The organism is Pseudomonas sp., assembly GCF_002796985.1.
Taxonomy (GTDB): Bacteria; Pseudomonadota; Gammaproteobacteria; order Pseudomonadales; family Pseudomonadaceae; genus Pseudomonas.
This window is the reverse complement of record NZ_PEKX01000004.1, coordinates 246501-260645: the sequence shown is the minus strand read 5'-3', so window position 1 is coordinate 260645 and position 14145 is coordinate 246501. Positions and strand designations below refer to the sequence as shown.

The window sequence follows — 14145 nt, the reverse complement described above, 5'->3', positions numbered from 1 at the left end:
GGCGCCGCTCAGATGCACTTGAAGTAATCGAACGGCTCGCGGCAGTCGACGCAGCGGTACAGCGCCTTGCAGGCGGTGGAGCCGAACTCGCTGAGCAGCTCGGTGTGCGCGCTGCCGCACTGCGGGCAGCAGACTTCCGGGCTCTCGCCGAGCAGGCTGCGCTTGCTGGTGCTGCCGGCCGGCGGGGCGATGCCGTAGACGCGCAAGGCTTCGCGGCCGCTGTCGCTGATCCAGTCGGTGGTCCAGGCCGGGTTCAGCCGGCGCTCCAGTTGCGGCGCGGCGAAGCCGGCGTGCTCCAGGGCGTGCTGGATGTCCTGCTCGATGACCTCGGTGGCCGGGCAGCCGGAGTAGGTCGGGGTGACCACTACGTGAATGTGCCCGTCCTGCCAGTCCAGCCCGCGCACGATGCCCAGCTCGACCACGCTGACCACCGGCACTTCCGGGTCCATCACCGCGCCGAGCACGTTCCAGGCGCGGCTGAGGTCGTCAGCCGTGCCGGCGCGCGCGCCGCGGTCGCTGGTAATCAGCTCACCAGGTCGCATCGGGGTAGGCTCGCTGGAGGAACTGCATCTCGGCCAGGAGAATGCCCAGGTGCTCGGTGTGCACGCCGCGACGGCCACTGAGGTAGAAGTTCACCGCAGGTTCGGGCAGCGGCAGGGTCGCGGCGGCGAAGATGTCGGCGACCTTGGCTTTCCACGCGGCGGCGAGTTCTTCCGGGTTCGGCGCGACGCCTTCGGCGAACAGGCGCTGCTCGATGTCGTCGGCCTGCTCTTGAGGGGGGCACAGTTCGACGGTGAAGCGCCACACCTGCGGGATCGCCGCGAGCATGCGCGCATGGCTTTGCTCGGTGCCGTCGCCCAGGCGCTGCATCCATTCGCCGGAGCGGCGCAGGTGGTAGGTGACTTCCTTCAGGCCCTTGGCGGCGATGGCGGCAATGCGCTCGTCGCTGGAAGCGCTCAGGGCGTGCAGCACATGGAAGTGCCAGGCGTCATAGAGGAACTGCTTGGTGATGGTCACGGCGAAGTCGCCGTTGGGCTGCTCCACCAGCAGCAGGTTGCGGAAGGCGCGCTCGTCGCGGCGGAAGGCCAGGGCGTCGGCGTCGCGGCCGTCGTCCAGCAGTTCCACGGCGTACTCGTACCAGTTGCGCGCCTGGCCCACGAGGTCGAGGCCGACGTTCATCAGCGCCAGTTCTTCTTCCAGCGCCGGGGCGTGGCCGCACCATTCGCACAGGCGCTGGCCCTGGATCAGGGCGCTGTCGGCGAGGCGCAGCAGGTATTCGATCTTGTCGTTATGCGGATTCATGCACGCGATCTCACATGTGGCCGACTTCGGGCGGCAGCTCGTAGAAGCTGGCGTGGCGGTAGACCTTGTCCTGCGAAGGGTCGAACAGTGGGTCCTTCTCGTCGGGGGAGGAGGCGGTGATCAGCGCGGAGGGCACGACCCAAAGGCTCACGCCTTCGTTGCGGCGGGTGTACAGCTCGCGGGCGTTCTCGATGGCCATGGCGGCGTCGGCGGCGTGGACGCTGCCAACGTGCTTGTGGTTCAGGCCATGCTTGCTGCGCACAAACACTTCAAAAAGGGTCCACTCGGACATGACTTCTCTCTCCTCGCGGCTCAGGCAGCGTCCTGTTTCTGTTGTTGTTTGCGGGCATAGGCGACCGCGGCTTCGCGGACCCAGGCGCCGTCCTCGATGGCCTTGCGGCGAGTGGCGACGCGCTCGGTGTTGCACGGGCCGTTGCCCTTGAGCACTTCGTAGAACTCTTCCCACTGGATGTCGCCGAAGTCGTAGTGGCCGCGTTCCTCGTTCCACTTCAGGTCCGGGTCCGGGGCGGTGCAGCCGAGCAGTTCGAGCTGCGGCACGGTCTGGTCGACGAAGCGCTGGCGCAGCTCGTCGTTGCTCTGCCGCTTGATCTTCCAGGCCATGGACTGGGCGCTGTTGGGGGAGTCGGCGTCGCTCGGGCCGAACATCATCAGGGCCGGCCACCAGAGGCGGTTGATGGCGTCCTGGACCATGTCCTTCTGCGCCTGGTTGCCGTGGCGCATCATGGTCAAAAGGATTTCGTAGCCCTGGCGCTGGTGGAAGCTCTCTTCCTTGCAGATGCGGATCATTGCGCGCGAGTAGGGGCCGTAGGAGGTGCGCTGGAGTACCACCTGGTTGACGATGGCGGCGCCATCCACCAGCCAGCCCACCGCGCCCATGTCGGCCCAGTTCAGCGTCGGGTAGTTGAAGATGCTCGAGTACTTGGCCTTGCCCGAATGCAGCTTGGCGATCTCGGCGTCACGGTCGGCGCCCAGGGTTTCCATGGCGCTGTAGAGGTAGAGGCCGTGGCCGGCTTCGTCCTGGATCTTCGCCATCAACTGCAGCTTGCGCTTGAGGGTCGGCGCGCGGGTCACCCAGTTGCCCTCGGGCAACATGCCGACGATCTCGGAATGAGCGTGCTGGGAAATCTGCCGGATCAGCGTCTGGCGGTAGGCGTCAGGCATCCAGTTCTTCGCTTCGATCTTCACCTCGGCGTCGATCTTTTCCTGGAAGGCGCGTTCCTCGGGGGACATCTCCTCCAGCGCCTTGATGCGCTTCACGCCGGTCTCAACCAGTTGTGCGTACATGCTGTGTCTCCAGCCTTTTGTCTTGTTCGTGGGACGGCCTTGGCCATGGCTATCTTTTTAAATGATACAGAAATGAATGTCTAACACTAAATGATGTGTCGCAATTGGTTTGGGTATCGCTTTGGCGGGTTTCCTGGGTGTCGCGCAGGCTGTAAAAGTCACTAATAAGAGAGTTAAGTCGGCGAAATGTGTAGAAAACAGAGGAAATGTGGATTATCTGAAGCGTTCAGGTACGACGCCGTCCGGTCGTCGCCCTGTGCTTGAAAATTGCTGACGTGATACGGAAATGCGCATTCGTGAGGGATTTGTTGCGGAGGAATTGCAGGATTCTGTAGGAGCGAGCTTGCTCGCGAACCCCGCTGGCCGGCGACCAGGAAGTCAGGCGGTTCGCGAGCAAGGACTAGGCGTCCCCCTCGGTCCTGCGAAAAGCAGAGCGGCGTCAGGCCTGGACGATTGTCTCGAAGCCGCCGAAGATCATGCGCTGCCCGTCAAAGGGCATGTCGCTGAACTCGCTCTTCATCCGTGGGTCCTCCATGAACTTCTTCATGCCCACGTCCCGCGCCTCTTTGCTGGGCCAGGTGATCCAGGAGAACACCACGGTCTCGTCTTCCTTGAGCTTCACCGCCATGGGGAAGGAGGTGACCTTGCCCTCGGGCACGTCGTTGCCCCAGCACTCGACGACGCCGAGCGCGCCATATTCCCTGAACATCGCCGCCGCCTTGCGGGCGACCTCGATGTAGCGCTCGCGCTTGGCCGTGGGGACCGGTACGAGGAAGCCATCGACATAGTTCATCGTTCATCTCCTGCGATTGGGCGAACGGCCGGATGCCGCCTGCCTTTGAGGAATAGTCGAAGGGGGGAGGGGCAGATCGACTGAGAGGAGCGGTGAGGCGACGGGTGGTCGGTGTGGCGGGATATTCCTGAATCGAGGCAGCCGCGGGGTCATGGCGGTACACCCGCTTGAGCTACCGCAATTCGCCGGAGGCGCAAGTGCAGGCTGTTCGAATGGGAATTAACGGGATGGAACATTTTTGTGGGGGATTTCAGCGCGCGGCCTTGCAGCGGACCCGCGAGGTCCAGGCGTGGCCGTGCGGTGGATTCTTTCTCCGGCGCAACTTGCTAGGCTGTCGAGCTTCGTGCGCGAACCTTTCTGCCTAGTGATCCCGTAAGCCGATGAGTACCAGCCAATCGCCGTTGTCCGGCGTCCACCAGCCCTTCAAGGGCATCCTGCTCATCGTCCTGGCGACCTTCCTGTTCTCCAGCCATGACGCGCTGTCCAAGTACCTGGCGAGCATCTATCCCATCGTCATGGTGGTGTGGGCCCGCTATGTGGTGCACACGCTGCTGATGGCGGGCATCTTCCTGCCGCGCGCCGGCCTGGCCGTGCTGCGTACTCGCCACCCGTTCCTGCAGACGGCGCGGGCATTGTGTTTGCTGGGGACCAGCTTCCTGTTCACCACGGGCCTGCAGTACATCCCGCTGGCCGAGGCGACTTCGGTGAACTTCCTGGCGCCGTTGCTGGTGACTGCACTGTCGGTGCCACTGCTGGGGGAGCGCGTCAGCGGCGGCCAGTGGGCGGCGGTGCTGGTGGGGTTCGTCGGGGTGCTGATCATCGTCCACCCCGGCGGTGACCTGTTCACCCCGGCGGTGTTGCTGCCGTTCGGCTCGGCGCTGTGCTTCAGCTTCTATCAGTTGCTGACGCGCAATCTCAGCCAGGTGGACAGCCCGACCACCAGCAACTTCTTCGCCGGGTTGTGCAACACCCTGATCGTCAGCGCGCTGGTGCCGTTCTTCTGGCAATGGCCGGGGTTGGTCCACGGGCTGATGATGCTGGCCCTGGGCACCTGCGGGATGACCGCACACCTGTTCCTCACCCAGGCCTTCAAGCATGCCGCGCCGGCGCTGCTGGCGCCGTTCAGCTACTGCCAGATCGTCTTCGCCGGGCTGCTGGGTTTGGTGATCTTCGGCCATACGCCGGAGCCGTCGGCGCTGCTGGGTATCGCGGTGATCTGCGGCAGCGGGCTGGCGGCGGCGTGGTTGCAGAGCCGGAGGAAGTAGCCTGCGCACTACACGAGCTGGAGGCGTTTGCGGCGTTTGATTGAAGGGTGTCGCCTTTCACGGAAATGTCAGGAGAAACACGTCGCAGGATGGCGTGGAGCGAAGCGATACCCATCGATTCCGGGCACCGACAGCATGGGTAGCGCTGCACTCCACCACATCCTACGTTGGAGGCCCGTCGGCGAGACCGGCGCTGGGGTAGGCATCGAATCTCCTACGAAAAGCCGGCGTTATTCGATTTCGAACAGCCCATGGCGGATCGGCCCGACCTGCAGGCGCTGGCGCACGTCGTCATCGATGCGCGGATCGTCCGGCTGGTACAGCTTCACCTGGCGGTAGGCGTTGATCCGGTTGATCTCCGGGCCCAGGTATTCCCAGACCACGCGGGTGCACGCCGGGGTGCGGCGGTCGCCGCTGGAGACGCCGGTCTTCAGGCCGTTCAGGCGGGTGATGCGGCTCTTGAAGCTGGGGATGAGGATGGTCTGGCTCATCTCGTTGACGGTGAGCGACTCGTAGTCCATCAGGAACACCCGGTCCTGCAACTGGAAGGCCGCGCCCAGGTAGCGGCAGCGCACCCAGTCCTCGGCCTGCACATCGGTGCTGCTGGAGCGCTCCTGGCGTTCCTGGCGCTCGAAGAGGAAGTTGCCGTCCTGCTCGTACAGGTGCACCAGCGAGAGCAGGATCGAGCCGGGCACCGACATGCAGTTGGAATACTCGAAGTAGTAGCCGCAGTAGCGCGACAGGTTGCCCGCGTGGTCGCGCAGCGGGCGGAGCATCTCCAGCAGCGGGTCGTCGCGCTGTACGTTGGTCGGCGAAGTGCCGCGCGCACCGATCAGGCGGGCGAACTGCTCCGGCGGCAGTTGCAGCTCGTAATCCTCGACGCCGAAGAAGTCGCCGATGCGCTTCAGGTTGTACGCCGTCGGCTGGCTCTGCCCGCCAAGGTACTTGTTGAACTGCGCGCGGTTGATTGCCAGCTTGCGACAGACCTCCGAGATAGAGCGGTAGTGGGCGCAAAGCAGCTTGAGGTTGGGGCCGAGATTTTCGGACATTCGTGCCAGGTCCAAGTGATGCGACTGGCGCCAGTATAGCGTCAGGTCGCATCAATTCGTAGCAAGCCGCGAAATTGTTTCGGGACGCTTCGGGAGCAACCATGCGCCCCCAGTGAGCGGGCCAGCCCCCGGTCCGTGCTCCCACAATAACAATCGAGGCCCCAGCACATGCTCGACGCGATCAACGATTTCCTCTCCGGAAAAGTCCTCATCGTCCTTATCGTCGGACTCGGTACCTATTTCACCATCCGTTCCCGTTTCGTCCAGTTCCGCCACTTCGGCCACATGTTCGGCGTGTTCAAGGAGTCGATCCGCGGCCAGGCTGGCCAGCTGAGTTCGTTCCAGGCCCTGATGCTGTCGCTGGCCGGTCGCGTGGGCGCCGGTAACATCGCCGGTGTCGGCATCGCCGTGACCCTGGGCGGCCCTGGCGCCGTGTTCTGGATGTGGGTCACCGCGCTGGTGGGCATGTCCAGCAGCTTCTTCGAGTGCACCCTGGCCCAGGTCTACAAGCGCAGTGACGGCAACGGCCTGTACCGTGGCGGCCCGGCCTACTACATCCAGCACGGCCTGAAGCTGCGCTGGATGGCCATGACCTTCGCGGTCCTGCTGCTGGTCACCTACGGTTTCGCCTTCAACGGCCTGCAAGCCTTCACCGTGACCCACTCGCTGCAGAACGCCTTCGACATCCCGGTGCTGTACTCGGGCATCGCCCTGGCCGTGCTGCTGGCCATCGTGTTCTTCGGCGGCATCCAGCGCATTGCCTCGGTCTCCGACCTGCTGGTGCCGGTCAAGACCCTGGCCTACATCGCCGTGACCCTGTACGTGATCGTCACCCAGATCGAACTGGTACCGGGCATGCTGACCACCATCGTCAAGAGCGCCTTCGGCCTGGAACCGGCCTTCGCCGGCCTGCTGGGCGCGGCCATCGTGATGGGCGTGAAACGTGGCGTGTTCGCCAACGAAGCCGGCCTGGGCAGTGCGCCGAACGTGGCCGCCGTCGCTGCCGTGCGTCACCCGGCGTCGCAGGGCGTGGTCCAGGCGTTCAGCGTGTTCCTCGATACCTTCGTCATCTGCACCTGCACCGCGCTGCTGATCCTGCTCTCGGGCTTCTACACCCCCGGCTTCGAAGGCGACGGCATCACCCTGACGCAGAACTCGCTGGCCGCCGTGGTCGGTGACTGGGGCCGCATCTTCGTCAGCGTCGCGCTGTCGCTGTTCGTGTTCACCTGCATCACCTACAACTACTACCTCGGCGAGAACGCCCTGCAGTTCATCGTCGGCCGCAGCCGTTCCGCGCTGATCGCCTTCCGTGTGCTGGTGCTGGGCCTGATCCTCTGGGGCTCGATGCAGAACCTGGGCACCGTGTTCGCCTTCGCTGACATCACCATGACCTGCCTGGCCTTCGTCAACCTGGTCGCCCTGGCGATGCTGATCAAGACCGGCCTGCGCGTGATGCGCGACTACGACGAGCAGCGTGCTGCCGGCATCGAGCGCCCGGTGTTCGACGCCGCCAAGTTCGCCGACCTGGACATCGACCACGATGCCTGGCGTGACGCCCACAAGATCAATGCCACCGCGCCGGCCCACGGCAGCCTGCCGGCTCAGGGCTGATCCACCTCTGACCTAGTCCACCTCGGACCAAGGTCTGACACGCGAGGCCGGGACTTCTCCCGGCCTCGCGGTTTATCCTGTGAACTTTCCTACAAGAGCACTGGCATGCGTCGCGTGAAGAACCTCTTCGTCCTCTATACCGGCGGCACCATCGGCATGCTGCAGACCGCCGAAGGCCTGGCGCCGGCTGGCGGATTCGAAGCGCGCATGCGCGAACAACTGCAGGGCCACGGCGAGATTCGCCTCGACTGGGCCTTCGCCGAACTGGCGCCGCTGCTCGACAGCGCCAACATGACCCAGGCCAACTGGCTGGCCATGCGCGACGCCATCGTCAATGCGGTGGAGCAGGGCGGTCATGACGGCGTTCTGGTGCTGCACGGCACCGACACCCTGGCCTACAGCGCCGCCGCGCTGTCGTTCCTGCTGCTGGGCCTGGACGTTCCCGTGGTGCTGACCGGCTCCATGCAGCCCATGGGCGCGCCGGGCAGCGATGCGCCGGGCAACCTGCTGGGTGCACTGAAGGCGCTGGAAGCCGGCGTCGAGCCGGGCGTCTGGCTGTATTTCAATGGCGGGCTGATGCATGGCGCCCGCGTTACCAAGCTGCGCAGCGACGCTTTCGATGCTTTCGCCGTGCTACCGCGCGAGCGTAATGGCGAGCGCGCGGAATCGCTGCCCGCCGAGCTGGGTTACCGCCAGCCGCGCCAGCCGGTGAACCTCGCGGTGCTGCCGCTGTTCCCCGGCCTGCGCGCCGAGCACCTGCGCGCGCTGCTGGGTAGCGGCGTTCAGGCGCTGCTGCTGGAATGCTTTGGCAGTGGCACGGGCCCTTCGGACAACGAAGACCTGCTGGCCGCGCTGCGCGAGGCCCGCGCTCGCGGCGTGGTGCTGGCGGCAATCAGCCAGTGCCCGCAAGGGCATGTGGCTTTCGATGTCTACGCCGCCGGCAGCCGCCTGCGCGACGCCGGGCTGGTGTCCGGTGGCGGCATGACCCGCGAAGCGGCGCTGGGCAAGCTGTTCAGCCTGCTCGGTTGCGGCCTGCCGGCTGCGGACGTGGAGCGCCTGTTCGCCCTCGACCTGTGCGGCGAGCGCGTCGACTGACCGACAGATTGATTGACCGAAAAGGAACGCGCCCCGCTCAGGGGCGCGACTCTTCCACCGGCACGTTGAGCACTTCGCGCACCAGCATGGCGATGCTGCTCACGCCCATCTTTTCCTTGATCTTGGTGCGGTGCACATCGACCGTCTTGACGCTGATGTTCAGCTCGCGGGCGATGATCTTGCTGGCCTTGCCGTCCACCACCATCATCAGGACTTCCCGTTCCCGCCCGGTAAGCAGGTCGAGCTTGTGCTGCAGGTTCTGCTTCTGCTCCTGGCCCGCGTGCACCTGCACCGCGCTTTTCAGCGCCGCCTGGATGCGATCGAGCATCTGCTGCGGGTTGTAGGGCTTCTCGACGAAATCCAGCGCGCCGTTCTTCATCGCCTTCACCGACATCGGGATATCGCCGTGGGCGGTGACGAAGATGGTCGGCAGGTTGATGCCCTTGCCGTTGAGCATCTCCTGCAGCTGGAAGCCGCTGGTCTCGGGCATGCGCACGTCGAGCACCAGGCAGGCGGGGAGCTTGGGGTCGTATTCGCGCAGGAACTCCTCGGCGCCGCCGAAACACAGCGATTCGATGCTGACCGATTCGAGCAGCCAGGCGAGGGAGGTGCGCAGGTCCTTATCGTCGTCGACGATGTAGACCACGGGTTTTCGAGCTTCCATCAGGCTTGCCACTTTCTTTTTTTATCGTTGTAGAGCTGCACGTAGGCCGCGTACGCCGGGCGTTCCCCCGGTCGCCGCAATGGCATGGCCCGGAGCATACCCATACTCGCTGATGCTGACGATAAAGAAACCACCTACATGACTAGCGGCCATCACCCTCTGGCGTGGTGATCGTCTGAATATAACGCCTCTGCGAGCTGCCCTACGCTGGCCCCATACAAGAAAGGCCGGGCGTGCCGGCCACCTCAGCACATGCACTCCAGAACATAGGAGCGAAGAAATGGCCAACACCCTCAGCCAGACCCAGATCGACTTCCGCAACGCCATGGCGCAACTGCCGGCGGCGGTGAACATCATCACCACCAACGGCCCGGAAGGCCGCTGCGGCATCACCGCCAGCGCGGTCTGCTCGGTCACCGACTCGCCGCCCACCGTGCTGGTCTGCGTCAATCGTGGCAGCGCCACCCATGACGTGTTCCGCAGCAACGGCCACCTGTGCGTCAACGTGCTGTGCGGCGAGCAGGAAGACCTGGCCAAGCATTTTGCCGGGATGACCAAGGTGTCCATGGAAGAACGCTTCGCCTGGGACCTCTGGGACGACGGCTACGCCGGCCTGCCGGTGCTGCGCCAGGCGCTGGTGAGCCTGGAGGGGCGCATCAGTGACTGCAAGGAAGTCGGCTCCCACACCGTGATGTTCGTTGAACTGGAAAAGGTTGCCGTGCGCGAGAGCCAGGACAGCCTGGTGTACTTCAACCGCGTGTTCCACCGCGTCGACCGTGAGGCCGTGCGCTGCGCGAGCTGAGTCTCTGTCGCCCCAGAACAACAAGAACGAGGTAAGCATCGTGACCCTGAAGATTTCCCAGACTGCCGACATCCAGAAGTTCTTCGAAGAAGCCAGCGGCGCCCTGAACGATGCGGGCAACCCGCGCGTGAAGAACCTCGTCCTGCGTATCCTGCAGGACACTGCCAAGCTCATCGAAGACATGAACGTCACCCCCGACGAGTTCTGGAAAGCGGTGGACTACCTCAACCGTCTCGGCTCCCGCCAGGAAGCCGGCTTGGTCGTCGCTGGCCTCGGCGTCGAGCACTACCTCGACCTGCTGCTGGATGCCCAGGATGAAGCCGCCGGCATCGGCGGCGGCACCCCGCGTACCATCGAAGGCCCGCTGTACGTGGCCGGCGCACCGCTGTCCGAAGGCGAAGCGCGGATGGACGATGGCAAGGATGCGGGCACCGTAATGTTCCTCTCCGGCCGCGTGTTCGACCCGCAGGGCAAGCCGCTGGCCGGCGCCGTGGTCGATCTCTGGCACGCGAACACCAACGGGACCTACTCCTACTTCGACAGCACCCAATCCGAGTTCAACCTGCGCCGGCGCATCGTTACCGACGCGGAAGGCCGTTACAAAGCCCGCAGCATCCTGCCCAGCGGCTACGGCTGCCCGCCGGACGGCCCGACCCAGGAGCTGCTGAACCAGCTCGGTCGCCACGGCCAGCGCCCGGCGCACATCCACTTCTTCATCTCCGCGCCGGGGCATCGCCACCTGACCACGCAGATCAACCTCGCGGGCGACCAGTACCTGTGGGACGACTTCGCCTACGCGACCCGCGACGGGCTGATCGGCGAGGTGCGTTTCGTCGAGGACGCGGCGGCCGCTGATGCCCGCGGTGTGGAAGGGCGCTTCGCCGAGATCGAGTTCGACTTCCAGCTGCAGCAGGCCGTTTCTACCGACGCAGAAGACCGCAGCAACCGACCCCGCGCGTTGCAGGAAGCCTGATTCCCACGCGATGCAGACCCTGTAGGAGCGAGCTTGCTCGCGAACCCTCCCTGCGCTGGAGCGGCGGGGAAACTCGGTTCGCGAGCAAGCTCGCTCCTACGAAGAACGCGTCGCGAACTGCGTCCGAAAAGGCTCGGCGCTCGGGCGGTCGCAGATGTGGCCAGTTCCCACAAAATAAGTCCCGCGCTCACCGGCAGGACCGGTAGGGCGCGGAACCAATGCCCGCGATCCGTGGACAACGTCCGCGCAATCGCAGGCACAGGCTCACCCCCGCCGCTCCCGATGCATCAGCCAGAGGAAGTACGGGCAGCCGATGAACGCCGCCAGCAATCCCGCCGACACCGGCCAGGGATAGGCGATGTTGCGCCCCAGCCAGTCCGCCACGACCATGATCAGCGCCCCGGCCACTGCGCTCAGCAGCAACTGCGGCGCGGCGCGGCGCACGCCGAGGTGGCGGGCGATGTGCGGGCCGATCAGGCCGACGAAGCTCAGCGGGCCGACGATGATGGTCGCCGTGGCGGTGAGCACCGCGGCGGTCAGCAGGATCGCCAGGTGGCTGGCACGCAGCCGCAGCCCGAGCGCGCTCGCCGTGCCATTGCCCAGCGTCAGCAGGTCCAGCGGGCGAGCCAGCAGCAGGCTGACGCCAATCATCAGCGCACCGACCACCAGCCCGGTACTCGCCGAGATCACATCCACCTGATAGGTCGAGCCGGTCATCCAGCTCATCATCGCGGTCATGCGCGGGTCGCCGCTGGCCAGCAGCAGCGTGCTCAGCGAGTGCAACAGCGTGGTCAGGCACACGCCGGTGAGCAGCAGGCGCTCGGCATTGAAGGTCTTGCGCCAGGCGAACCACAGCAGCAGGCCGAGGGTAAGCAGTGCGCCGATGCTGGCTGCCGGGACCATGTAGGCCTGCGGCTGCGGCATCACCAGGAACAGCACTAGCACGGCAATCGCCGAACCGGAGGTGGCGCCGAGCACTTCCGGGCTCGCCATGGGGTTGCCGGTCAGGCGCTGCACCAGCAGGCCGGCCACGGCAAGCATGGCGCCGGCGGCCAACGAGCCAAGCACGCGCGGCAGGCGCCATTGCAGGATGGCGTCGCTCAGCCCGGCGTCGCCCCAGTGCCAGCCATTGGCGTCCACCGCGAAGTAGATGGCGGGCAGCGTCAGCAGGGCCAGCACAGCCGTCATCCCGAAGATCAGCCGCCAAGGATGCTCCCGCTGCGGCTTGGCCGGTGCCGGGCGCGGGACGATGCCGCCGCTGCGCTGGCGGCTGAGCAGCCACAGCAGCAGCGGCACGCTGAAGATGCCGGTGAGGATGCCGGCGGGGATTTCCCCGGCGAAGCGCGACAACTCGCGGGCGATCTGGTCCACCACGCAAAGCAGTGCGGCACCCAGCAACGGCGCCCAGATCAACCGTTGCTTGAGCGTGCGCGCCCCGCACAGGCGGGCAATCGCCGGAGCGGCCAGACCGACGAAAGCCAGCATGCCCACGGCGCTGGTGACGAACGCGCTCAGCGCCACGGCGACGGCCAGGCCCATTACACGGGTGCGCAGCAGGTTCACACCCACCGCGGCTGCGCCTTCTTCCTCCAGCCCCAGCGCCGCCAGCGGGCGCACCATCAGCAGAGCGATGACCATCGCCACCGCCAGGCGCGGCGCGAGATAGAGCGCGCCGTCCCAGCCGCTCTGGTTCAGCGAGCCGGCCTGCCAGAGCAGCAGGTCGATGAGGTAGTCGTGGTTGAACAGCACCAGCAGCGCGTTGAGCGACACGCAGTAAAGGCTGATGACCATGCCCGCAAGGATGAAGCGCAGCGGCGACAGCGTGCGACCCCAGGCGAAGGCGAACAGCAGGCAGGCCGCCAGCGCCGCGCCGGTCAGGGTGACGGCTTCAAGGCCATGTACCAGCAGGGTCGGGGCGAAGATGGTGGCAGCCGACAGGGCGAGGTTGGCACCGGCGGAGACGCCGAGGGTCACCGGCTCCGCCAGCGGATTGCGCAGGATCTGCTGGAACAGTGTGCCAGCCAGGGCCAGCGCGGCGCCGGCCATCAGGCTCACCGCCAGGCGCGGGAAGAAGCTGAAGTGCAGCAGCACCTGACGCACGTCGTCCAGGTCCGGCGACCACAGCGCCTGCCACCACAGGTCGCGGGGCAGGGCGCCCTGCAGGCCGTGAAATACCAGCAGTGCGGCGAGGATCGCCAGCAGCAGCGTGCAGATCGCCGGGCCCAGCGGCAGGCGGCTACGCGGCGCGGTGAGGCCGAGAGTCGATTCAGGCATGGGCGAGCTCCGTGGCGCTGTCCAGGTAGGCCGCGATGCGTTCGGCGAGGTCGAGCACCGAAGCGGCACCGGCGTAGGGGTAGAAGCGCTGCAGCGTCAGGGTGTGGCCCTGGCGCACGGCGGGCAGGTTGGCCCAGAGGTCGTTGGGCTGCCGCAGGCTTTGCAGGCGTGCGGACGTGGTGGGAATGTCGACGTAGACCAGGTGCGCGTCCGGGCGCTCCGCCAGCCGCTCGATGCTGACCATGGCCAGCCCCACCGGGCCGACGGGCCCTTGCCAGGCATTCTCGATGCCGAGGCGGTCGAGCACGTCCTGCACCATGCTGTTCTTGCCATAGACGGCGGCGTGGCGACCGTCCTGGTTGAGCACGGCGACGCACACTGGCGGCTGCGGTCGGCTCGCCAGCTTGGCGCGCAGTTCCGCCAGGCGTCGTTCACCGGCGGCGATGTAATCAGCGGCAACCTGCTCGACGCCGAGACGCCGCGCCAGGTCGCTCATGAACTCGGTGGTGGCGCGCCAGGCGCCGTTGACGGCCGGGTAGATGGCCACGCGCTCGGTGGGAGCGATGCCGTTGAGACGGCGCTCCAGCGTCGGCGTCATCGGGTCGCTGAGGATCAGTTGCGGTTGCAGCTGCTGGATCAGTTCGAGGTTCGGTTCCCAGTACGGCCCCACGTCGCGCACGCTTTCGGGCAGCGGCTGAGTGGGCATGCGTACGCGGTAGTAGTGGTCGTCGGAGATCGCCAGGGGCGGCACGCCCAGGGTCAGCAGCGTCTCGGCGGCCACCCAGTTGAGCGCGACGATGCGCGTCAGGCGCTCGCCAGCGAATACCGGCAGGCCGGAAGCGCAGGCCAGCCCGCCAAGGGCGAACCCCTGCAACAGGTGGCGACGGGTGAGGGACATGCACTACTCCTCGCGTGGAACGACAGGCTTCTGAAACAACAGGGTCTTGAAGCAACCTGCTCTAGAAACAACAAAAGGCCCCCTGCGAACAGGGAGCCCGGAAAGTACAGGCGA

At 65.9% G+C, this 14145-nt stretch carries 14 protein-coding genes; 5 read left to right on the top strand and 9 right to left on the bottom strand.

The features are described from left to right. Positions 1-8 precede the first annotated feature (8 nt). From paaD to CTR55_RS04065, 5 genes are all read right to left on the bottom strand, one after another. On the bottom strand, positions 9-542 hold the full coding sequence (gene paaD / locus CTR55_RS04085; RefSeq protein WP_296284272.1) for a 1,2-phenylacetyl-CoA epoxidase subunit PaaD: 534 nt from the start codon (positions 540-542) through the stop codon (positions 9-11). After that, complete coding sequence (gene paaC / locus CTR55_RS04080) at positions 529-1302, bottom strand: 1,2-phenylacetyl-CoA epoxidase subunit PaaC (protein WP_296284271.1); 774 nt, start codon at positions 1300-1302, stop codon at positions 529-531. Before paaC ends, paaD begins: the two co-directional genes overlap by 14 nt. A gap of 10 nt (positions 1303-1312) precedes the next feature. Beyond that, complete coding sequence (gene paaB, locus CTR55_RS04075; RefSeq protein ID WP_017520939.1) at positions 1313-1594, bottom strand: 1,2-phenylacetyl-CoA epoxidase subunit PaaB; 282 nt, start codon at positions 1592-1594, stop codon at positions 1313-1315. A gap of 20 nt (positions 1595-1614) precedes the next feature. Continuing rightward, complete coding sequence (gene paaA, locus CTR55_RS04070; RefSeq protein ID WP_296284270.1) at positions 1615-2607, bottom strand: 1,2-phenylacetyl-CoA epoxidase subunit PaaA; 993 nt, start codon at positions 2605-2607, stop codon at positions 1615-1617. A 439-nt stretch (positions 2608-3046) separates the two neighbouring features. After that, positions 3047-3400: a DUF1428 domain-containing protein gene (locus CTR55_RS04065; RefSeq protein WP_296284269.1), complete on the bottom strand. Its 354-nt coding sequence runs from the start codon at positions 3398-3400 to the stop codon at positions 3047-3049. A gap of 380 nt (positions 3401-3780) precedes the next feature. Here CTR55_RS04065 and CTR55_RS04060 point away from each other — a divergent pair, with 380 nt between their 5' ends. After that, entirely contained in the window at positions 3781-4665 is an 885-nt protein-coding gene (locus CTR55_RS04060; RefSeq protein ID WP_296284268.1) for a DMT family transporter, read from the top strand. 230 nt (positions 4666-4895) lie between these two features. Here the strand turns inward: CTR55_RS04060 and CTR55_RS04055 are convergent, their stop codons facing one another. Next, positions 4896-5714, bottom strand: a complete 819-nt coding sequence (locus CTR55_RS04055) for a helix-turn-helix transcriptional regulator (protein WP_296284267.1) — start codon at positions 5712-5714, stop codon at positions 4896-4898. Between the two features lie 168 nt (positions 5715-5882). Between CTR55_RS04055 and CTR55_RS04050 the strand changes: the two genes are divergently transcribed. Both CTR55_RS04050 and CTR55_RS04045 read left to right on the top strand, forming a co-directional pair. Next, the gene (locus CTR55_RS04050) at positions 5883-7325 is read left to right on the top strand and encodes an alanine/glycine:cation symporter family protein (protein ID WP_296284266.1); all 1443 of its coding nucleotides are present in this window, start codon (positions 5883-5885) and stop codon (positions 7323-7325) included. 105 nt (positions 7326-7430) lie between these two features. Continuing rightward, entirely contained in the window at positions 7431-8420 is a 990-nt protein-coding gene (locus tag CTR55_RS04045; protein WP_296284265.1) for an asparaginase, read from the top strand. A 37-nt stretch (positions 8421-8457) separates the two neighbouring features. Here CTR55_RS04045 and CTR55_RS04040 read toward each other — a convergent pair whose 3' ends face one another. Next, a complete protein-coding gene (locus CTR55_RS04040; protein ID WP_296284264.1) occupies positions 8458-9084 on the bottom strand; it encodes a response regulator in 627 nt (208 codons plus the stop codon). Positions 9085-9364: 280 nt separating this feature from the next. Between CTR55_RS04040 and hpaC the strand changes: the two genes are divergently transcribed. Both hpaC and catA read left to right on the top strand, forming a co-directional pair. After that, entirely contained in the window at positions 9365-9886 is a 522-nt protein-coding gene (hpaC, locus tag CTR55_RS04035; protein ID WP_296284263.1) for a 4-hydroxyphenylacetate 3-monooxygenase, reductase component, read from the top strand. A gap of 40 nt (positions 9887-9926) precedes the next feature. Then, complete coding sequence (catA, locus tag CTR55_RS04030) at positions 9927-10859, top strand: catechol 1,2-dioxygenase (RefSeq protein WP_296284262.1); 933 nt, start codon at positions 9927-9929, stop codon at positions 10857-10859. Between the two features lie 264 nt (positions 10860-11123). Here catA and fhuB read toward each other — a convergent pair whose 3' ends face one another. Both fhuB and CTR55_RS04020 read right to left on the bottom strand, forming a co-directional pair. Then, complete coding sequence (gene fhuB / locus CTR55_RS04025) at positions 11124-13133, bottom strand: Fe(3+)-hydroxamate ABC transporter permease FhuB (RefSeq protein WP_296284261.1); 2010 nt, start codon at positions 13131-13133, stop codon at positions 11124-11126. Further along, entirely contained in the window at positions 13126-14031 is a 906-nt protein-coding gene (locus CTR55_RS04020) for an ABC transporter substrate-binding protein (protein ID WP_296284260.1), read from the bottom strand. The genes fhuB and CTR55_RS04020 overlap by 8 nt, the downstream gene beginning before the upstream one ends. Between the last annotated feature and the right edge of the window lie 114 nt (positions 14032-14145).